Below are 19,645 nucleotides of genomic sequence, written 5' to 3'. Positions count from 1 at the left end.
CGACAGGACTGTCCGACCGTCACCGTAGAATTCACGCGTGGCAGGACGGATCAACGACGAGGACGTGAAGGCGGTCCGGGACGCAGTCCCGATCGACGCCGTGGTGTCCGAGTACCTCCAGCTGCGCAACGCGGGCGGGGGCAACCTCAAGGGGCTCTGCCCGTTCCACGACGAGAAGTCGCCGTCCTTCCAGGTCAGCCCGAGCAAGGGACTCTTCCACTGCTTCGGCTGCCAGGAGGGCGGCGACACCATCACGTTCGTGATGAAGGTCGACCACCTCTCCTTCTCGGAGGCGGTCGAGCGCCTCGCCGCCCAGGCCGGCATCACCCTGCGCTACGAGGAGGGCGGCTACAACCCCTCCCACCAGCGCGGCGAACGCATCCGCCTGGTCGAGGCCCACAAGATCGCCGCCGAATGGTACGCCGAGCAGCTCGCCACCAGCCCGGAGGCCGACACCGGCCGTGTCTTCCTCGCCGAGCGCGGCTTCGACCAGGCCGCCGCGGTCCACTTCGGCGTCGGCTACAGCCCCCAGGGCTGGGACCACCTCACCCGCTATCTGCGCGGCAAGGGCTTCACCGACAAGGAGCTCATCCTCTCCGGGCTGTCGCAGGAGGGCCGCCGCGGCCCGATCGACCGCTTCCGGGGCCGGCTCATGTGGCCGATCCGGGACATCGGCGGGGATGTCGTCGGCTTCGGCGCGCGCAAGCTGTACGAGGCCGACAACGGGCCCAAGTACCTCAACACCCCCGACACGGCGATCTACAAGAAGTCCCACGTCCTCTACGGCATCGACCTCGCGAAGAAGGAGATCGCCAAGAGCAGCCGCGCGGTCGTCGTCGAGGGCTACACCGACGTCATGGCCTGCCACCTCGCCGGCGTCACCACGGCCATCGCCACCTGCGGTACGGCCTTCGGCGGCGACCACATCAAGATCCTCCGCCGGCTGCTCATGGACAACGGCTCGGCCCGCGTCATCTTCACCTTCGACGGCGACGCGGCCGGCCAGAAGGCGGCCCTGCGCGCCTTCGAGGACGACCAGAAGTTCGCGGCGGAGACCTATATCGCGATCGCCCCGGACGGCATGGACCCCTGCGAGCTGCGCCTCGCCAAGGGTGACGAGGCGGTCGCCGACCTCGTCGAACCGCGCACCCCGCTCTTCGAGTTCGCCCTGCGCCAGATCGTCGTCCGCTACGACCTCGACACCCCGGCGGGCCGCGCGGCGGCGCTGGACGAGGCGGCGCCGATCGTCGCCCGCATCAAGAACAGCGGCGCCCAGCACGAGGTGGCCGTCCAGCTCGCGGGCATGCTCGGCATCCTGGACACGCAGTTCGTGGTCAAGCGGGTGGCACAGCTGGCGCGCTGGGCGCGGGACCGGGGCGGCAGGGGCCCGGCGCCGACGGCCCGGGGCCCGCAGCAGCAGTACGACGCGGCCCCCGTGTCGCGGCCGTCGGGCCCGGCCCTGACCCTGCGCAACCCGGTGTTCGCCACCGAACGCGAGCTGCTGAAACTCGCCCTCCAGCGGCCCGAGTTGGTCTCTCCGGCGTTCGACGCGTACGGCGTCGACGAGTTCACCGCCGCGCCCTACGCCGCCGTACGCCAGGCGATCATGGAGGCGGGCGGTGCCGAGTACGGCATCCAGGACCCGCAGGAGTACCTGGTCCGCGTCCGTGAGGCGGCCCCCGACGACCAGGTCCGCGCGATGGTCACGGAGCTGGCCGTCGAGGCGATCCTGCGCAAGACCGTCGACGAGAACTACGCCGGCGAACAACTCGTCACCGTCCGCCGCCGCGCCGTGGAGCGCCGCATCCGCGACATCCAGAGCCAGCTGACCCGCCTGGGCGCGGGCGGCGACCCCGCCCAGCTGGCCGCCGTACAGAACGAACTGTGGGTGCTCCAGCGGTACGACCAGGCGCTACGCGTCCAGGGCGCCGCCGCCCTCTGACCGTCCCGCGAAGGTCGGCGTCACCGCCCGGATCAGCCGGTCCACGAAGGCCTGCTCGTCGTCGCCGTACTGCGGGTACTCGACGACGAAGTGGTTCCACTCGACGTACTGCAGCAGTTCCACCACGTTGTCGAGGGTGACGTACCGCTGGGAGGGGTAGGGCCACTCGCCGGAGAGCCGGAAGACCTCGTGCAGCAGCTCATACGGCAGGGGGTGCCGCTCGGCGAGCAGGACCGCGTCGTACAGGTCCTTGCCCTGCGCATAGGCGTCGTTGATGAGCCACATCATCTTCCAGGCCAGCGACAGCGCGGGCGTGGCCGCCTGCACGATCGCGCCGCCGGGCAGCTCCACGAGCTCGGGCGGCTCGGGCAGCCTCTCGTTGAAGACGAAGTCGAGCTGGACGTGACCGTCGGGCAGGCCGGGCGCGCTCCACGGCAGCACCATGCGGCGGCCCGGCACCCGCTCATAGGTCCAGATGTCCTCCACGACAGCGCCGTTCGCCGAGACACGGACGTCGTCCCCGGACGCCTCCTGCGCGGCCCGCGCGATCCCGTCGAGCATCCGGGCGGTGCGCTCGTCGTCGATCTTCCAGGTGTGCGGTACGACGACGAAGTCAAGGTCGCCGGGCTCGCGGGCGGCCTCGCCGAACCAGGCGGCCATCAGCACGCTGCCGCGCAGCACCAGCGCGTCGACCCACTCCGACCCCGCGATCGCGGTGACGACCAGGTCCAGCGCCCGGCGCCGGGCCACCCGCCAGGCATCCGTGCGGGTGGGGTCGGCGAAGGCCGGGTCGGTGGCGCGATAGGCGTTCTGGTGCTGCTTCATGGCCGGGTCGAAGACCAGGCGCTGGGTGACGTCCGCGCCGGGCACGGTGCGCAGGGTGAGGGGCAGCTCACGAGCCCGCCGGGTGGCGTCGTCCAGCTCCTCCCGGGGCATCTCGCGCCACAGGTTCCAGTCCCGCCAGGACCCGCTCATCGCCGTACCCCCTGCGTCATGTCGTCTCCGATCCACCCGTCGTCCACGGACAGATCGCTGTCGTACAGCACGAACTCCCGCTCCACGTCCGCCACTTCGAGCCCCGTCAGCTCGGCCAGCAGTGCATCGAGGGCGTGTCCGGCACCCTCGGCGTCCACCCCGCGGCACCGCTGGGTCACGAACCGCTCGTGCCGGCCGGCGCCGACGACCCGCCGCGCGTTCCACGACAGATGCGCGCCGTGCGGCACCACCCGGGCGGCCAGGGCACCGAGGTCCGTGTCCGCGGGCAGCCGCAGCTTCACATGGTGCTCGAAGTACTGCCCGCCGCCGCACGGCCCGGCCGGCACCTCCGGCGCCCAGGGCGCCGACTCGGTCTTGATCCGCACCGGGGTGAACCCGTCCGCCCGCAGCCGCGCCGCGACCTCCTCGGCGCCGGCCGTCGCAGCGGCCCAGGAGGGGGAGCCGGTCAGCGTGAGCATCGGCTGCGACGGCATCCGGCCGCGGGCCAGTTCGATACAGGTGAGCTTCAGCCCCGCCGCGGCCGACCAGCGGCGCAGGCGCTCGGACTCGGCCGCGCTGTCGCAGCGGACCGTCACATGGGTTTCGTACAAGGATCCGGACACTGCGGAATCGTGCCAGACCGGCCGGGCGCGGTCACCCGGGTTTCGCGGGCGGCCGTAACCACGCGGTCACGGACCGGACTCAAAAAGTCACCGCACGCCCCTCGTGGCGGCGATGTGTCGTACTCCACACTGGGTTCCGGTGCCTGAGTCCTCGGAGCGCGGCCGATCCGTTCCCAACGGGTCCCACACCCCCGCGGTTCCGCTCATCGCGTACGGGACGGACAGCGGCGAGGCCGCCGACTCCGCCCTCGAAGCAGCGCTGCCGTATGCCTCGGCAGCGAACATCCTGGAGGTCGCCCCCGTGCAGACCCAGACCCTCAGCCAGACCGACAGCAGTACGGACGACACGGCTTCGGACGCCGACGTTCTCGTCGCGGTGCCGCCGCAGAGCCGTGTCGCGCACCACCCCGAGGCGGAACCGGACGCGCCGGCCGAGCCGGCGGAACCGCCCGCCGAGGCGCTGGACGGCGCGGACGGCGCCGACGCCGCCGAGCCGGTGGAAGCACCGCTGCCGACGCGCGGACGCGCCGACACCAGCGGTCCCTCCTCGGACCTCTTCCGCCAGTACCTGCGGGAGATCGGCCGCATCCCCCTGCTCACCGCGGCCGAGGAGGTCGAACTCGCCCGCCGCGTCGAGGCGGGCCTGTTCGCCGAGGAGAAGCTCAGCAACACCCGCGACCTGGACAGCCGCCTCGCCCTCGACCTGGACCGCCTGGTCGTCATGGGCCGGATGGCCAAGCGCCGCCTGATCGAGGCGAACCTGCGCCTGGTGGTCTCCGTCGCGAAACGCTACGTCGGCCGCGGGCTCACCATGCTCGACCTCGTCCAGGAGGGAAACCTCGGTCTCATCAGGGCCGTCGAGAAGTTCGACTACGCCCGCGGCTACAAGTTCTCGACGTACGCCACCTGGTGGATCCGCCAGGCCATGTCCCGCGCCCTCGCCGACCAGGCCCGCACCATCCGGGTGCCGGTCCACGTCGTCGAGCTGATCAACCGGGTCGTCCGCGTCCAGCGCCGCATGCTGCAGGAACGCGGCTACGAGCCGACCCCCGAGGAGGTCGCCGCCCACCTCGACCTCCCGCCCGAACGCGTCAGCGAGGTCCTGCGCCTGGCCCAGGAGCCGGTGTCGCTGCATGCCCCCGTCGGCGAGGAGGACGACGTCGCCCTCGGCGACCTCATCGAGGACGGCGACGCGACATCGCCGGTCGAGTCGGCGGCGTTCCTGCTGCTCAAGGAGCACCTCGAGGCGGTCCTCTCCACACTCGGCGAACGTGAACGCAAGGTGGTCCAGCTGCGGTACGGCTTGGCGGACGGCCGCCCGCGCACGCTGGAGGAGATAGGCCGCATCTTCGGCGTGACGCGGGAGCGGATCCGGCAGATCGAGTCGAAGACGTTGAACAAGCTGAGGGACCACGCCTTTGCGGATCAGCTGAGGGGCTATCTGGATTGATGCCGTCTGCGGGCCGGTAGGGGCTGATCGCGCAGTTCCCCGCGCCCCTAAAGGGGCGTCAGCTGCACGTACCTGAGGGGCGCGGGGAACTGCGCGACAAACCCCCACCGGCCCGCAGCCGCCCCACGACCCCACGTGGCACCCCCAACGCGCCTCAATCCACCTCGGCCACCGCCTGAGCGAACTGCGCCTTGTACAACCGCGCATACGCCCCGTCGGCCGCCAGCAGCTCGCTGTGCGCGCCCTGTTCGACGATCGACCCGTTCTCCATGACGAGGATGGTGTCCGCGTCCCGGATGGTCGACAGCCGGTGTGCGATGACGAAGGACGTGCGTCCGTGCGCCAGCTTCGCCATGGCCTTCTGGATCAGCACCTCGGTGCGGGTGTCGACCGACGAGGTCGCCTCGTCCAGCACCAGGATCACCGGGTCGGACAGGAACGCCCGCGCGATCGTGATCAGCTGCTTCTCGCCCGCGCTGACCCCCGACCCCTCGTCGTCGATCACCGTGTCGTACCCGTCGGGGAGCGTGCGGATGAAGCGGTCCGCGTGCGCCGCCCGCGCCGCCTCCTCGATCTCCCCCCGGGTCACGTCCCTGGACGCCCCGTACGCGATGTTCTCCGCGATCGTGCCGCCGAACAGCCAGGTGTCCTGCAGCACCATCCCGATCCCGGCCCGCAGTTCGTCCCGGGACATACGGGAGATGTCGACGCCGTCGAGCGTGATGCGGCCGGCCGACACGTCGTAGAACCGCATCAGCAGGTTCACCAGCGTCGTCTTGCCGGCGCCCGTCGGCCCGACGATCGCGACCGTGTGCCCGGGTTCCACCGTCAGCGACAGGTCCTCGATCAGCGGCTTGTCGGGGTCGTACCGGAAGGACACCCCCTCCAGTGCCACCCGCCCCCGCAGCTCCTCCGGCCGCACACCCGGCACCGGATCGGCGTCCTGCTCCTCCGCGTCCAGCAGCTCGAAGACCCGCTCCGCCGAGGCGACACCCGACTGCACGAGGTTCGCCATCGACGCGACCTGCGTCAGCGGCATCGAGAACTGCCGCGAGTACTGGATGAAGGCCTGCACATCACCGATGGACAGCGAGCCGGACGCGACGCGCAGACCGCCGACCACCGCGACCAGCACATAGTTGATGTTCGACACGAACAGCATCAGCGGCTGCATGATCCCGCTGTTGAACTGCGCCTTGAACCCGGCCTCGTACAGCGCCTCGTTCTGCTCGGCGAACTGCTCGGCCGACTCCTCCTGGCGCCCGAACACCTTCACCAGCGTGTGCCCGGTGTACATCTCCTCGACATGCGCGTTGAGCTTGCCGGTCGAGCGCCACTGCTGCACGAAGTGCGGCTGCGACCGCTTGCCCACGCGCGTGGCGACGAAGAACGACAGCGGCACGGTCACCAGCGCGACCAGCGCCAGCAGCCACGACACCCAGAACATCATCACCAGCACGCCGATGATGGTGAGCACCGAGTTGATGAGCTGCCCCATCGACTGCTGGAGCGTCTGCCCGATGTTGTCGATGTCGTTCGTCGCCCGGGACAGCACCTCGCCGCGCTGCCTCTTGTCGAAGTACGACAGCGGCAGCCGGGACAGCTTCACCTGCACGTCCTCGCGCATCCGGAACATGGTGCGGTTCACGGCCCGGTTCACCAGCCGCGTCGCCACCGCCATCAGCAGACCGGCGACGAGGAACACGGCGAGCGCCAGCAGCAGTACGTTCCCCACGGCATCGAAGTCGATGCCCTGGCCGGGCGTGAAGTCGGTGCTGCGCAGCATGTCGGCGATCTCGCTGTCGCCCCGCTCGCGCATGCCCGCGAGGATCTGTTCCTTGCTCATCCCCGAGTCGAACTGCCGCCCGACGATGCCGGCGAAGACCAGGTCGGTGGCCTCACCGAGGATCTTCGGCCCGGCGACCGACAGGCCCACGCTCACGACCACGCAGAACAGCAGCGCGTAGATCGTGAGCCGCTCCGGCTTGAACTGTGCGACGAGCCGCCTGCCCGACACCTTGAAGTCCAGCGAGCGCTGGTCCGGGCCGCCGCCGGCCATCATCCGCCCCATCGGCCCGGCCATCAGGCAGCCTCCGCTTCCGTCAGCTGGGAGAGCACGATCTCCCGGTACGTCTCGTTGTCCGCCATGAGCTCGTGGTGCCGGCCCGTGCCGACGACCCGTCCCTCGTCGAGCACGACGATCCGGTCGGCGTCCCGGATGGTCGCCACACGCTGGGCGACGATGACGACGGTCGCCTCGGCGGTCTCCCGGGCCAGCGCCGTACGCAGCGCCGCGTCCGTCGCGTAGTCGAGCGCGGAGAAGGAGTCGTCGAAGAGATAGATCTCCGGGCGCTGCACGAGGGTGCGGGCGATCGCCAGCCGCTGCCGCTGACCGCCTGACACATTCGTGCCGCCCTGCGCGATGGGCGCGTTCAGCCCGCCCTCCAGCCGCTCGACGAACTCCTTGGCCTGCGCCACCTCCAGCGCGTGCCACAGCTCCTCGTCCGTCGCGTCCGGGTTGCCGTAGCGAAGGTTGGTCGCCACCGTCCCGGCGAACAGATACGGCTTCTGCGGCACCAGCCCGACGGTCTGCGCCAGCAGCTGCGGATCGAGGGTCGCCACGTCCTCCCCGTCCACCAGCACCTGGCCGTCGGTCGCGTCGAACAGCCGGGGCACCAGCCCCAGCAGGGTCGACTTGCCGCTGCCCGTCGAGCCGATGACGGCCGTCGTCTCACCCGGCTGCGCGACCAGGTCGATCGCCTTCAGCACCGGCTCCTCGGCACCCGGATAGCGGAAGCCGGCGCCCCGGATCTCCAGATGACCGTGCCGGCGCAGCTCGCGCACCGGCGCCTTCGGCGGCACGACACTCGACTCCGTCTCCAGGACCTCCTGGATGCGCTCGGCACACACCTCGGCGCGCGGCACCATCATGAACATGAAGGTGGCCATCATCACGGACATCACGATCTGCATGAGATAGGCGAGGAACGCGGTCAGGTCACCGATCTGCATCCCGCCGCTGTCGATCCGGTGGGCACCGAACCACACCACCGCGATCGACGACAGGTTCACCACCGTCATGACGATCGGGAACATCAGCGCGAGCAGCTTGCCGGTGCCCATCGCCATCTCGGTGAGCTCGACGTTGGCCTTCTTGAAGCGGTGCTGCTCGTACTCGTCGCGCACGAAGGCGCGGATCACCCGGTTGCCGGTGATCTGCTCGCGCAGCACCCGGTTCACCGTGTCGAGGCGCACCTGCATCTTCCGGAACAGCGGCCGCAGCCGCCGTACGATCAAGGTCACGCTGATGCCCAGCACGGGTACGACCGCGACCAGCACCCCGGACAGCGGCACGTCCAGGCCGAGGGCCAGCACGATGCCGCCCACGCACATGATGGGCGCCGACACCATCAGCGTGAACGTCATCAGGGCCAGCATCTGCACCTGCTGGACGTCGTTCGTCGTACGCGTGATCAGCGAGGGCGCGCCGAAGTGCCCGACCTCCCGCGCCGAGAAGGACTGCACCCGGTCGAAGACGGCCGCCCGTACGTCCCGGCCCAGCGCCGCGGCGGTCCGCGCTCCGAAGTACACGGCCCCGATGTTGCACACGACCTGTGCCAGCGAGATGCCGATCATCAGGGCGCCGTAACTGAGGATGTAGCCGGTGTCGCCGTTGACGACGCCGGTGTCGATGATGTCCGCGTTCAGCGTGGGCAGGTAGAGCGTGGCGCAGGTCTGCAGGAACTGCAGCAGCACCAGCCACGCGATGGGTTTTCGGTACGGACGGAGGTGGGCCCGCAGAAGTCGTATGAGCACGCTGCTTCTCTCGGAGTCGGCGGAGTCGTCGATGGGGGTGGTTGCCCCTGGCCCCTATCGTCGAACACTCCACCCGCGTTACCTCAACCGATTAAGCCGTCAGCGCGGCTCCGTACGGCCTTACGGGTACGTCTCCTACCGGTCTCTTACCTTCCGCTACGGCCGGAACGCCCCCGGATGCGTCTGCTCCCGCACCGACACGAACTGCTGCCGCACCGCCTGCCCCACGGCCAGCTCCTCGCCGGGCTCCAGGACCTGCGCGGCGGCGCCCTGCCAGACCGGCGGGGTGCGCGGGTCGAGTGCGCCCTGCGACACCCCGAGCGCCCAGGCGGCCTGCCGGGCGGCGCCGATCGCCGCGTAGTCGGCGGGCTGCGGCACGACGACCTGCGTCCCGAACAGCGCGGGCGCCGCCGCCTGCACGGCGGGCAGCTCGGCGGCCGCCCCCAGCAGGAAGATCCGCCGCACCTCGACGCCCCGCCCGCGCAGCACGTCCAGCGCGTCCGCGAGCCCGCACAGCATCCCCTCGAACGCGGCCCGCGCCAGATGCTCCGCCTTCATCGACTCCCGCCTCAGGCCGGCCAGCGTCCCGGCGGTGTGCGGCAGGTTCGGCGTCCGCTCACCCTCCAAATAGGGGAGGAGTACGAGGCCGTGGGCCCCCGGCGTCGACTTCATCGCCAGGTCGGACAGGCTCTCCAGGTCGGGCATGCCGAGCAGCTCGGCGGTGCCGCGCAGGGTGCGTACGGCGTTGAGGGTGGTGACGACCGGGAGGTGCATGCCGGTCGCGTCGGCCAGGGAGGTGATCATCCCGCTGCTGTCGACGAGCGCCTCGGGATGGACGGCCATCACGGACCCGGACGCGCCGAGCGACACGACGGCGTCGCCGAGCCCGATGCCGAGCCCGAACGCGGCGGCCATGGTCTCGCCGGTCCCCGCGGAGATGAGGAGCCCCTCGGGGGTCGTACCGGCCGCCTCCGCCGGCCCGATCACCTCGGGCAGCATGGCCTGGTGGCCGAGCGCCAGCTCGACGAGGTCGCTGCGGTAGGCGCCGGTGGCCGCCGACCAGTAGCCGGTGCCGGAGGCACCGCCCCGGTCTGTGGTCCTTCTCACGGGCCGGCCGAGCAGCTGCCACACCAGCCAGTCGTGCGCCTGCATGAGGACGGCGGCCCGCACCGCGTTCTCCGGCTCGGTCCTGGCGAGCCAGCGCAACTTGGTCACCGGCTGCGCGGCCTGCGGCACACACCCCACGGCCTGCGCCCACGCCTCGCGTCCGCCCAGCGCGTCGATCAGGTCGGCCGCCGCGACCTGCGCGCGCTTGTCGCCGCCGACCATCGCGGGGCGCACGGTGTTGCCCTGGGCGTCGAGCGGAACCACCGCGTTCTGCTGCGCCGACACGCCGATGGCCTGCACGCCTTCGAGGAGCCCGCCGCCGGCCGCCTCACCGAGGGAGAGCAGCCAGGCCTGCGGGTCGACGTCGGAGGGGCGCGCGGTGCCGTCCGGCGATTCCACCGGGTGCGGGGCGTACCCCTGCCTGAGCACGGCGCCTGTGTCCGTGTCGCAGACGACGATGCGAGTGAAATCGGGCGAACTGTCCAACCCGGCGACTATCCCCATGGCCCAAATTGTGCCGCAGCGCTGCGCTTGCTCGGGCCGTGGGCGCCTACTCGTCGTGGGGCGACTTGTCGGTCGGCGGGTGCGGGTTGTGTGTGGTTGAGCGCGCAGTTCCCCGCGCCCCCTGGGGTGTGGCAGTGCCCCGGCGCCCCGAAGGGGCCGCTCACGATCGAAGAACTATGTATTGCTGGTACCCCAGTCGTCCTCTGCGCCGCCGTTGTGGGCGCTGCGTTCGCGGAGGGAGCGGACTCGGTCGGCCACCGCGGCGGGGACCCGGTCGCTGACCTTGTCGCTGACCGTGTGGTAGGCCTTGCCCGCGAAGTGGCGGCTCTGCTGGGCCGCCGACTCCGCGGTGTTGCGGACGGCGGGGTTCTGCGAGATCTCCCGGGCCGTCTTCTTCAGCTGCTCGTAGCGCTCGCGTCCGGCGCGTGTCCCGAGGACGTAACCGACGGCGAGTCCGATCACGAACGTGATCCGGTAGCGCATGGCGGCCACCCTTCCCTTGCGTAGGTCCCTGGTGCGGCGTCGGCGCCGGGGGGAACCGATTGGCGGAGCACCCCCCTGCTTGCGCTAATGTATGTGTCGCAGCGAGCGCACGCCCCCTGGCGAATACCCAGGTAGGTACGTTCGATGCAACGAGGCATTCCTCCGTAGCTCAATTGGCAGAGCAGCCGGCTGTTAACCGGCAGGTTACTGGTTCGAGTCCAGTCGGGGGAGCTCGGTCCTCCGTAGCTCAATTGGCAGAGCAGCCGGCTGTTAACCGGCAGGTTACTGGTTCGAGTCCAGTCGGGGGAGCATGCTGAACGAGGACCCCGTAGGGGTCCTTTTTCATGTCTGACTCCCTGTCGCGGGAACCGTGCAGGTCGTGGCGGAGTCCTTCAGGGCATGCGAAGTCGACCATACGAAGCAGGAGATCGTATGAGCGGCTATGCTGCGGCAGACGGCGCGCACACTTGTACGCGACACGCCGCTATGGGGCGGTAGCTCAGCCGGTTAGAGCAGCGGACTCATAATCCGTCGGCCGTGGGTTCGAGTCCCACCCGCCCCACCAGTGGTTACCCGTGCAGGAACGTTCTGGCCCGCGGGAACGCGGTTTGGAGGGGCGTTGCGGAAACGCCGGCTGCGGGTGTTCCGAGCGGCCGTTTCTCCCTCAGTGCCTGCTGCGCAGAACTGGTCACGGACAACGCGGCAGATCTCCATGCGGCCGAGGGGCGCTGGAACAACATGGCCGCCAGCCGCTGACGTACGGCGGTGGCGGCGCATGCTTCCGGCCGCATCCGGCCTCTGCGCGACCGCAGCCGCCCCTACCCACCCTGCAGAGCCTCGGCGCGGATTTGTCGTGATTCAGGGGCGGGGCGGGCCGGCCTTGGGTGGAGCGGGCGGGCGGTCTTCGGGGGTGGGGGTGGTGGGTGGGCGGTCGGAGAGGCGGCGCCAGGGGGTCAGGCGGAGGCGGAGTGGAGGAGTGCGGGGGGTGAGGGTCGTCAGGATGTAGAGGTTCATGCGGGGGAGATCCTTACCGGGAGGCTCTCCAGGCCGTTCACCACGATCGAGCGGATCGGGATCTCGGGGGCGGTCTGCTCGATGGAGCGGACGGAGTCGAGGAGCTCGTCGAAGAGGATGCGCATCTCGGTGCGGGTCATCATCGCGCCCAGGCAGAAGTGCTCGCCGGCGCCGAGGGCGAGGTGGCGGTTGGGGCGCCGGGTGATGTCGAAGACGTCCGGGTCCGTGAAGTAGCGCTCGTCCCGGTTGGCCGACGGCGTCCAGAGCACGACCCGGTCGCCCGCGTCCAGGAGGCGGTCGCCCAGAGTCACGGGCTCGGTGACCGTGCGCATGATGTGGGTGGCGCTGGAGGTCCAGCGCAGCACCTCCTCGACCGCCGTCGGCATCAACGACCGGTCGGCCCGCAGGCGCTCCCAGTCCCCGGGGCGGTCCAGGAAGGTCTTCATGCCGCCCGAGACGGCCAGGCGGACGTTCTCCGTGCCGCCGACCAGCAGGTTGTCGCAGTTGAGGAGGATGTCCTCCTCGGAGAGCAGCTCGCCGTCCACCTCGCCGTTGACGAGGGCGCTCACCAGATCGTCGGCGGGCTCGTCCATGCGCCGGTACATGAGCTCGACGAAGTAGCCCATGATCTCCTGGTGGGCGATGCTCCGGGTCTCCGGGTCGCCCGCGCCGAAGGCCCGGCTGGTGAGGGCGAAGAGCATCTCCTGCTCGTGCGCCGGCACGCCCATCAGGCGGCAGATGACGTACAGAGGGAGCCGGGCGGCCACGTCCGTGACGAAGTCGCACTCCCCGAGGCCGGCCGCCCGCGCCACCACGTCGCGCACCGCGCCCCGCATGGCGTCCTCCAGCGCGCGCACCGAGCGGGTGGTGAACCAGTTCGCGACCAGTGAGCGCAGCGCCTTGTGCCGCGGTGGGTCGGTGAGCGCCAGGGTGCGGCCGCCGCCCGGGTCCTTGCCGTGGGCCAGCGGGCGCAGCAGGATTCCCTGGGCCGAGCTGAAGACACGGGCGTCGTTGTAGACCGTACGGATGTCGTCGTACCGGGTCACCGACCAGAAGGCCGGGTACTCCGTGGCCTCGTGCCGGCGTACGGGATCGTGGTCCCGCATCCAGCGCCAGACGGGGTACGGGTCGCCCGTGGCGTACAGCTCGGGGTCCACCAGGCTTACGGCGGTCTCGGGAGCCGTGGCGGTCATGGTCATGGTCATCTGACGGTTCGTCCTTACTGGTGTGTCGCCGGGAGCGGCAGGGTGTGTACGGCGTCGGCCAGGCGTTTCGCCAGTTCTCGGGCCGTGTGCGGCGGCACCGCGTCCGGGCGGTGGTTGACCGTGAGGCGCAGCCTGCCGTCGGGCAGCGGCCACAACTCCGTCTGCACCTCCAGCGGGATGTCCAGGTAGGGCGGGCGGATCAGTTCCGAGGCCAGCGCGTCCAGCGGGAGGGTCGGTGTGGTGTTGTCCTGGAGGACCAGCAGCGTCTGGAAGAGCGGGGGGCGGCCCGAGCGCGGCGGGTTCAGCGCGCGGACCAGGTCGTGGAAGGAGACGTCCTGCGCGGCGAACGCCCGGCTCAGGATCCGGCCTGCCGCCTCGAAGGCCGCCTGGCCGCCGTCAGCGTCACCGTCCTCATCGACGTCGAGGACCTCGCCGCGCAAGCGGAGGCAGGCCATGTCGATGTGGCAGCCGACCGCGTCCTCCAGGGCCAGGTCGTGGCGCTGAGCCACCGGCACGCCCACCGCGAAGTCCCGCTGCCCGGTCAGCCCGGCCACTACCTGGCCGTACAGGGCGAGGAGCACCGCGTAGCGCGTGGTGCCGGCCCGCCGGGCCGCCGTGTCCAGGCGGGCGGCCGCGTCCGGGGCGAGGAGGGTTTCGATGCGCTGGGCGGACCCCGCCGTGGGGTCGTAAAGGGGTGGCGTGGGCCAGGTGAGGTCGGGGAGGTCCCGCAGGTCCTCCGTACGGTCGGCCAGTTGGCGTTCCACGTCCGCTCCCGCGAGTCGTGCCGCGCGTGACCGGGCGGTCTCGGCCATGGTCGGCGCCGGGGGCAGCAGGGGGCGGGCGCCGCGGCGGGCGGTGCCGTAGGCGGCGGCCAGGTCGGTCGTCAGGACCGACTCCGACCAGCCGTCGAAGGCGATGTGGTGGACGACGCAGGCGAACACCCAGGCGGGCGCGGCGTCCGTGCGCTCTTCGGCCACCAGAGGGACCAGCGCGGTGCGCCAGGTCTCGCCCTCGGCGAGTTCGAGCGGGGCGCCCAGGGTCTCGCGCAGGACGTCGACCGCCGTCTCGGCGTCCGGCACCGGGTCCAGGACCTCCAGGACGGGCGCCGGGTGGTCCCCGGGCCGGGCGACCGGGTCCGGCGTCGGCAGATACGCCGAACGCAGCACCTCGTGCCGCTCGTGGACCGCCTCGACGGCGGCGTCGAGCGCGTCCAGGTCCAGGTCGCCCTCGATCCGGAAGAGGAGCAGGCAGTGGGCCGAGAGGTTGTCCGGGTCGAGGAGATGGTTCGTCAGATAGCCCGTCTGCATGGGGGTCAGAGGGATGTCTCCTTCGTCCGCCATGACGGTCACCGGCTCGGTCGGCTCCTGAGCCGTCGCGGCCAGCCACTCGCCCAGGGCGCGCGCCGTCCGGTGCGTGTAGAGGGCGGAGACCGGGACCGGGCGGCCGAGCTCGGACGAAAGCCGGGCGCAGACCCGGCCGACGTCCAGCGAGCTGCCGCCGAGTTCCGTGAACGGTACGTCGCGGGGCGCCGGGCCGGTGTCGCCGAGCACACTGCCGAAGAAGGCGGCCGCGAGGGCCACCTGGGGCGGGGCCTCGTCATCCGTGGCGGCGGACCCGGCGGACATGGCGGGCCGGGGCGTCACCGGCCCGGTGTTCGGGGCCAGGGCCAGCAAGGCCCGTTCGTCCAGCTTTCCGTTGGCTGTGACCGGGAAGGCCGTCACCGTGACCAGCGCCTCGGGGCGGTGGTACGACACGAGGGCCTCGTGGAGGACTTCCTCCGCGCCGGTCAGCGGGTCGTCCGGCCTCACCGGGACGCAGAAGGCAAGCAGGCCGAGGACCGTGCCGGATTCGTCCCGGCGTGCCACCACCCGGCAGCCGCGTACGGCGGGCAGGAGCGATTCGATCTGCCGCTCCACCTCGGCCGGTTCGACCCGGTGCCCGCGGATCTTCACCTGCCGGTCGGCCCTGCCCCGGTAGTGCAGGACGCCGTCCTCGTCCAGATGGCCGAGGTCGCCGGTGCGGTAGACCCGTACCGCCCGGCCGTCGATCGGCAGCGTCGGGAACTTCTCCGCGGTGAGTTCCGGCTCCCCGAGGTAGCCGAGCGCCAGGCCGTCGCCGGACACGCAGATCTCGCCGTCGACCAGGTGGATCCCGGTGCCCGGGACGGGGCGGCCGACCGGGATGCCTCCGGGGAGGTCGCAGTCGGCCTCGGTGACGCGGTGGATGGTGGCGAACACGGTGCTCTCCACCGGCCCGTAGCCGTTGATCAGCGCGATGCCGGGGTGGCGGCGCAGGAACCGGCGTACATGCGGTACGGAGAGGCGCTCGCCGCCCGTCATCACCTGGCCGAGACCGGTGAAGGCGTCGAGGTCCTCGTCGACGATCATGTTGAAGAGGGCCGCGGTCAGCCAGACGGTGTCGGCGCCGGCCCGGTGGACCGCCTCCCGGAGGCCCGGGCCGGTCAGATAGGGCTCGTCGACGACGACCGACGTGCCGCCGCTGAGGAGCGCGGTCCACAGTTCGAGCGAGAACGCGTCCCAGGGGAGCGCCGCGGCCAGCGGGACCACCGTGCCCGGCCCGAAGGAGGCGAAGGTGTCGCGGCGGACCAGGCGCGCCGTGGCGCGGTGCGGGCTGAGTACGCCCTTGGGGCGGCCCGTGGTCCCGGAGGTGAAGAAGACGCAGGCGGCGGCCGTGCCGGTGACCTCGGTGGGTATGTGCCTCGCCGTCAGGCCCTCGTCCGTCGTCGGCGGGGACCAGACCTCCGCGTCGGCGATCCGTCCGCTCTCCGGTGCTGCCGCGACGACCAGGGCGGCGTCGAGGCGGCCGATCACCTCCGCGAGGCGCCGGTCGGGCCAGGCGGCGTCCATCAGGGCGTAGGCCGCGCCGCGTTTGAGCACCGCCAGGATCGCCGTGACCAGCTCGACGCCGCGGGGGAGCAGCACCGGGACGAGGTCGCCCGGTCCGACTCCGCGCTCGCGCAGGGCGGCGGCCCAGGTGTCGGCGGCCCGGTCGAGCTCCGCGTACCCGATCCGCCGCTCGCCGTGGACGACGGCGGTGGCGTCGGGGGTGACCGCCGCCCAGTGGGCCACCCTCGCGTGCAGGACCTCGTCCGTGTCCCGGTCGGCGGTCACGCGGCGGCTCCGACAACCTCGCGCAGCGCGCGCCCGAACCGCTCCATCTCCTCGGCGGTGTTGTAGTAGTGCACGGAGGCGCGTACGGCGGTCTCCACGCCCCGCTCGGCCATGTACAGGGGGGTGTGGTGGCCGACGATGCGCCAGACGTTGATCCGGTGCGCGGCGAGGCCGTCCCGGATCGCCTCGGCGGAGATCCGCTCGTGCCGGAAGGAGACGATGCCCGACTGCTCGGTGCCGGGGGTGATCGGCTCGATGCCCGGGATCCCGGCCACGGTGGCGCGCAGGGCTTCGAAGACCTCCTTGTGGTCGAAGGGCGTGCCCTCCTCGAAGAGGGTGAGCGCGGTGTCGAAGCCGGCGAAGGCGGCCGTGGAGCGTTCGGCGAGCTCCAGGGTGCGGGCGCTGGTGTCGTCGACGCGGTAGCCGCTCGCCGAGTCGACGTGGGCCACGTGCAGGTCGTGGAAGTCGGGGACGAGCGCGGCGCGCAGCTCCGGGGCGACGTACGCGAAGGCGGTGCCGCGGGGGCCGCGCAGGAACTTGCGGCCGGCGCCGGTCAGGAGCTGGCAGCCGATCCGTTCCACGCTGACCGGGACCTGTCCGACGGACTGGCAGGCGTCGACCGCGTAGAAGCAGCGGTACGGGGCGAGGATGCGGCCGATCTCCTCGACCGGGTTGACGATGCCGCAGCCGGACGGGATGTGGGTGACGGAGACCAGGGCCACGTCGTCGGCGATGTTGCGGGCCATCCACTCCAGGTCGAGGTCGCCGCCGGGCAGGGTGGGGACGACCTCGATGCGGCAGCCGGTGCGGTCGCGCAGCCGGAACAGGGAGATGAGGTTGCCCGCGTACTCGTACGGGGTGACCCAGACCCGGTCGGCCGGGCCGAGCGGCAGCCGCGGGACGACGGAGCACCAGGCGCGGGTGGCGCTGTCGAACAGGGCCAGGTCCGCTACCGGGGCGGACAGGACCCGGGCGAGCCGCCGGTACACCTCGCCGTTGACGATGCCGTCGTAGTGGAGCTCCGTCTCGTAACAGCCGTACGTCGCCTCGCGGTCGAGGACCTCGGCCATGGTCCGGCGCACCTCGGCGGGGACGAGGCCGGCACCGGCGGTGTTCAGGTGGAGGAGCCGGTCGGTGACGGCGTGGTCGGTGACGGGGTTCGCCATGGTTTCTCTCTCTTCCGTGCTTCCTCGAGGCCCGGCCGGGCCGTCGGAGCGGTCAGTAATGGGCGCCGACGGCGTGGCGGCCGTCCAGGTGGCGTTCGGCGATGTCCGCGAGCGCGGTGAGCACCATCGGCGGGTGCTCGGCGAGCCGGTGCAGCAGGTGCAGCCACCAGTTCTCGCCGTAGGTGGCGTAGATCCGGCAGGCGTGGCCCAGCTCCCGGTACTGGCGCAGCAGGGCGGGCCGAACGCCGTGCAGCATCTCGATCTCGTCCACGCGGTCGAGGAGTCCGCGGTCCCGGGCGGCGGCGAGCACGGTGGCGTCCTGGGTGGCGAGGCTCAACCGCGCGCCCCGGTCGACGAGTTCGGCGGCGAGGCCGAGGTAGCGCTCGTCCAGGGCCGGGCCGCGGCCGAGCGCGATGTCGGCCGGGGCGCTGAAGGCGCCCTTGACGAGGCGGATCTTCCGTCCCTCCAGCGGGATGCTGTCGAGGTCGGACGGGGTGCGGTGGAGGTAGGCCTGGAGCGTGACGCCGAGGTTGGGGTGGTCGGCGGCGAGGTCGCGGTAGGCGCCGAGGACGCCGTCGACGGCGGGGGCCCGCTCCATGCTGAGCACGACCTCGGCGCCGCGGCCGGCGGCGGCCCGGGTGATGCGGGCGGTGTTCCGCTCGGCGAGCTCGCGCGAGACGGCCAGGCCCAGGTTGGACAGGTCGAAGCCGAGCTGCCCGGGCAGCGGCTCCTCGGCGAGCACGGCGAGGTACTCGTCCACGACCCGCTCGACGTCGGCCGGGTCGTCGTTCTCCTCGCCGACGAACTCGACGGCGATGCGGTACGCCTTGTCCCGCAGGACCTTGAGATGGACGAGGAACTCGTCGCGTCCGGCGGCCAGGACGTAGCGGCGGGCGGCCGGCGAGGCGAGGTCCTGGAGCAGGGAGCCGGGGACGGTGAAGGCCTCGCGGCAGCGCGGGTCGGCGGCGAGCATGCGGAGCCCCTGGGAGGCCGCCTCGTACAGGGCGCGCTGGGACTTCTCCTGGGGCTGGGCGGTCTTCATGACAGGACCTCGGCCTTCTTGGCGGTAGGTGCGGGGAGCGGGGTGCCCGTGCGCCGGGCGAGCATCATGAGCTGGGCGAAGCTGGGGCCGGCCGCGGCCGGGTCGCCGCCGGACTGCCGCCAGGCGCGGTACTTGGCCGCGTAGCTGAGCACGGTCTCCTTGTCGCGGCGGGACCGGGGCCGGGTGAAGGCGCCCGCCCACAGGCCGTCCCAGGCGGCATAGCCGGGGTCGCCGAGCAGCACCCGGTGGGCGCGGCCGAGGTTCCAGAACGGGATGCCCGCGTTCATGTGGTGCACCAGGTGGTAGCGGTCGTTGTGACGGCTGATCAGGAACCGCTCCAGGAAGACGCCGTGACGGTTGCGGGTGAGCAGCACCTGCTTGTGCTCGGCCTCCGGCATCGGGTAGTGCTCGGACAGTTCGGCCAGCCAGCCGATGGCGACGTTGGTGGTGAACAGCGGGACGAACCAGAACAGCAGCAGCTCGGGCAGGACGCCGAACCAGGCGCAGACGCCGAAGATCGCGGTCCACTGGGCGACGAAGACGGCCTGCTCGGTGCGGAGCGGGACGGGTACGGACACGGTGATCCGTGAGCTGTCGCAGAACACCCGCTCCCGGGCGATGTAGCCGAGGTAGCCGAAGGTGCGCAGGCCGAGCGCGGAGGCGATGACCTCCTTGAGGAAGAAGTGCCGGTCGGAGCGCTCGGTGTCGTACAGACCGCACTCGATGTGGAAGGCGTAGTCGGGGTCGTTGCCCTCGTCGCCGAGGTTGCGGTGGTGGTTGCCGACGTGGGAGGAGCGGTAGGGCCCGTACAGGTGGCAGACGAGGTAGCCGGAGAGGATGGATCCGCCGACCAGGTTCAGGGTCTTGTTCCGGGCGAGCACCTTGTGGCTGGACTCGTGCAGGAAGTGGGCGAGGAACCGCTGGACGGATCCGAGGACGACGAGCGCGAGCGGATAGAACCACCAGGAGACCGCGACGCACAGGGTCACGCAGGCGGCGATCAGGGCGTACTCGAAGAGGATCGCGAGCGGGCCGTGGTGGTTGTCGAGCGTGCGCAGGGCGCGGAGTTCCTTGCGCACGTGGGGGGCGAGCCGGTCGAAGTTCAGTTGCTCGAAGGGGTCGGCCGGGGCGGTCGGGGCGGTCTTCTCCAGCGTGTGAAGCATGGCCATGGGCATGGGTCTCTCTTT

14 protein-coding genes and 3 tRNA genes are annotated in these 19,645 nt (G+C 71.4%); 5 read left to right on the top strand and 12 right to left on the bottom strand.

What is annotated here, in order from left to right:
* Positions 1-37 precede the first annotated feature (37 nt).
* Positions 38-1,942, top strand: a complete 1,905-nt coding sequence (dnaG, locus tag ACIBU0_RS16530; protein WP_398818020.1) for a DNA primase — start codon at positions 38-40, stop codon at positions 1,940-1,942.
* Here the strand turns inward: dnaG and ACIBU0_RS16525 are convergent.
* Positions 1,913-2,917, bottom strand: a complete 1,005-nt coding sequence (locus ACIBU0_RS16525; protein ID WP_398818017.1) for a nucleotidyl transferase AbiEii/AbiGii toxin family protein — start codon at positions 2,915-2,917, stop codon at positions 1,913-1,915. The two genes, dnaG and ACIBU0_RS16525, sit on opposite strands and share 30 nt — an antisense overlap.
* Complete coding sequence (locus ACIBU0_RS16520; protein ID WP_398818014.1) at positions 2,914-3,540, bottom strand: hypothetical protein; 627 nt, start codon at positions 3,538-3,540, stop codon at positions 2,914-2,916. The genes ACIBU0_RS16525 and ACIBU0_RS16520 overlap by 4 nt, the downstream gene beginning before the upstream one ends.
* 139 nt (positions 3,541-3,679) lie before the next feature.
* Between ACIBU0_RS16520 and ACIBU0_RS16515 the strand changes: the two genes are divergently transcribed.
* Positions 3,680-4,990, top strand: coding sequence for an RNA polymerase sigma factor (locus tag ACIBU0_RS16515; protein WP_398818011.1), 1,311 nt, complete (start codon positions 3,680-3,682; stop codon positions 4,988-4,990).
* Positions 4,991-5,144: 154 nt separating this feature from the next.
* On the opposite strand, the gene ACIBU0_RS16510 is transcribed toward ACIBU0_RS16515, so the two are convergent.
* The 4 genes from ACIBU0_RS16510 to ACIBU0_RS16495 form a co-directional block, all read right to left on the bottom strand.
* Positions 5,145-7,073 carry an ABC transporter ATP-binding protein gene (locus ACIBU0_RS16510; RefSeq protein WP_398818008.1) on the bottom strand — a complete coding sequence of 643 codons (1,929 nt, stop codon included), beginning with the start codon at positions 7,071-7,073 and terminating at the stop codon, positions 5,145-5,147.
* Entirely contained in the window at positions 7,073-8,806 is a 1,734-nt protein-coding gene (locus tag ACIBU0_RS16505) for an ABC transporter ATP-binding protein (protein WP_398818004.1), read from the bottom strand. The genes ACIBU0_RS16510 and ACIBU0_RS16505 overlap by 1 nt, the downstream gene beginning before the upstream one ends.
* 156 nt (positions 8,807-8,962) lie before the next feature.
* Positions 8,963-10,417, bottom strand: a complete 1,455-nt coding sequence (locus ACIBU0_RS16500; RefSeq protein ID WP_398818001.1) for an FGGY family carbohydrate kinase — start codon at positions 10,415-10,417, stop codon at positions 8,963-8,965.
* 174 nt (positions 10,418-10,591) lie between these two features.
* Complete coding sequence (locus ACIBU0_RS16495) at positions 10,592-10,900, bottom strand: YtxH domain-containing protein (RefSeq protein WP_398817998.1); 309 nt, start codon at positions 10,898-10,900, stop codon at positions 10,592-10,594.
* 158 nt (positions 10,901-11,058) lie between these two features.
* Between ACIBU0_RS16495 and ACIBU0_RS16490 the strand changes: the two genes are divergently transcribed.
* The 3 genes from ACIBU0_RS16490 to ACIBU0_RS16480 all read left to right on the top strand — a co-directional run bounded on the left by ACIBU0_RS16490 (position 11,059) and on the right by ACIBU0_RS16480 (position 11,465).
* Positions 11,059-11,131: transfer RNA gene (locus tag ACIBU0_RS16490), tRNA-Asn, on the top strand.
* Positions 11,132-11,136: 5 nt separating this feature from the next.
* Positions 11,137-11,209 (top strand) — tRNA-Asn (locus ACIBU0_RS16485).
* A 179-nt stretch (positions 11,210-11,388) separates the two neighbouring features.
* Positions 11,389-11,465: transfer RNA gene (locus tag ACIBU0_RS16480), tRNA-Ile, on the top strand.
* A gap of 293 nt (positions 11,466-11,758) precedes the next feature.
* Here ACIBU0_RS16480 and ACIBU0_RS16475 read toward each other — a convergent pair.
* The 6 genes from ACIBU0_RS16475 to ACIBU0_RS16450 are packed head-to-tail and all read right to left on the bottom strand — an operon-like array spanning position 11,759 to position 19,627.
* Complete coding sequence (locus tag ACIBU0_RS16475) at positions 11,759-11,914, bottom strand: hypothetical protein (RefSeq protein WP_398817996.1); 156 nt, start codon at positions 11,912-11,914, stop codon at positions 11,759-11,761.
* A complete protein-coding gene (locus ACIBU0_RS16470; protein WP_398817993.1) occupies positions 11,911-13,119 on the bottom strand; it encodes a cytochrome P450 in 1,209 nt (402 codons plus the stop codon). Before ACIBU0_RS16470 ends, ACIBU0_RS16475 begins: the two co-directional genes overlap by 4 nt.
* A gap of 14 nt (positions 13,120-13,133) precedes the next feature.
* Positions 13,134-16,250 carry an AMP-binding protein gene (locus ACIBU0_RS16465; protein WP_398817991.1) on the bottom strand — a complete coding sequence of 1,039 codons (3,117 nt, stop codon included), beginning with the start codon at positions 16,248-16,250 and terminating at the stop codon, positions 13,134-13,136.
* The gene (locus ACIBU0_RS16460; protein ID WP_398817988.1) at positions 16,247-17,416 is read right to left on the bottom strand and encodes an aminotransferase class V-fold PLP-dependent enzyme; all 1,170 of its coding nucleotides are present in this window, start codon (positions 17,414-17,416) and stop codon (positions 16,247-16,249) included. Before ACIBU0_RS16460 ends, ACIBU0_RS16465 begins: the two co-directional genes overlap by 4 nt.
* A gap of 52 nt (positions 17,417-17,468) precedes the next feature.
* A complete protein-coding gene (locus ACIBU0_RS16455) occupies positions 17,469-18,458 on the bottom strand; it encodes a proline dehydrogenase family protein (RefSeq protein WP_398817985.1) in 990 nt (329 codons plus the stop codon).
* The gene (locus tag ACIBU0_RS16450; RefSeq protein ID WP_398817982.1) at positions 18,455-19,627 is read right to left on the bottom strand and encodes a fatty acid desaturase family protein; all 1,173 of its coding nucleotides are present in this window, start codon (positions 19,625-19,627) and stop codon (positions 18,455-18,457) included. Before ACIBU0_RS16450 ends, ACIBU0_RS16455 begins: the two co-directional genes overlap by 4 nt.
* Positions 19,628-19,645 lie beyond the last annotated feature (18 nt).

Source organism: Streptomyces sp. NPDC049627 (genome assembly GCF_044465645.1).
Taxonomy (GTDB): domain Bacteria; phylum Actinomycetota; class Actinomycetes; order Streptomycetales; family Streptomycetaceae; genus Streptomyces.
Note: the sequence above shows the minus strand (reverse complement) of the source record. Positions and strands in the feature narration are given on the sequence as shown.

Bases quoted from the DNA above. Each gene is read 5' to 3' on its own strand.
- ACIBU0_RS16455 (WP_398817985.1), bottom strand. From the start codon at position 18,458: ATGAAGACCGCCCAGCCCCAGGAGAAGTCCCAGCGCGCCCTGTACGAG.
- ACIBU0_RS16460 (WP_398817988.1), bottom strand. From the start codon at position 17,416: ATGGCGAACCCCGTCACCGACCACGCCGTCACCGACCGGCTCCTCCAC.
- ACIBU0_RS16450 (WP_398817982.1), bottom strand. From the start codon at position 19,627: ATGGCCATGCTTCACACGCTGGAGAAGACCGCCCCGACCGCCCCGGCC.
- ACIBU0_RS16500 (WP_398818001.1), bottom strand. From the start codon at position 10,417: ATGGGGATAGTCGCCGGGTTGGACAGTTCGCCCGATTTCACTCGCATC.
- ACIBU0_RS16495 (WP_398817998.1), bottom strand. From the start codon at position 10,900: ATGCGCTACCGGATCACGTTCGTGATCGGACTCGCCGTCGGTTACGTC.
- ACIBU0_RS16475 (WP_398817996.1), bottom strand. From the start codon at position 11,914: ATGAACCTCTACATCCTGACGACCCTCACCCCCCGCACTCCTCCACTC.
- ACIBU0_RS16470 (WP_398817993.1), bottom strand. From the start codon at position 13,119: ATGACCATGACCATGACCGCCACGGCTCCCGAGACCGCCGTAAGCCTG.
- ACIBU0_RS16510 (WP_398818008.1), bottom strand. From the start codon at position 7,073: ATGGCCGGGCCGATGGGGCGGATGATGGCCGGCGGCGGCCCGGACCAG.
- ACIBU0_RS16525 (WP_398818017.1), bottom strand. From the start codon at position 2,917: ATGAGCGGGTCCTGGCGGGACTGGAACCTGTGGCGCGAGATGCCCCGG.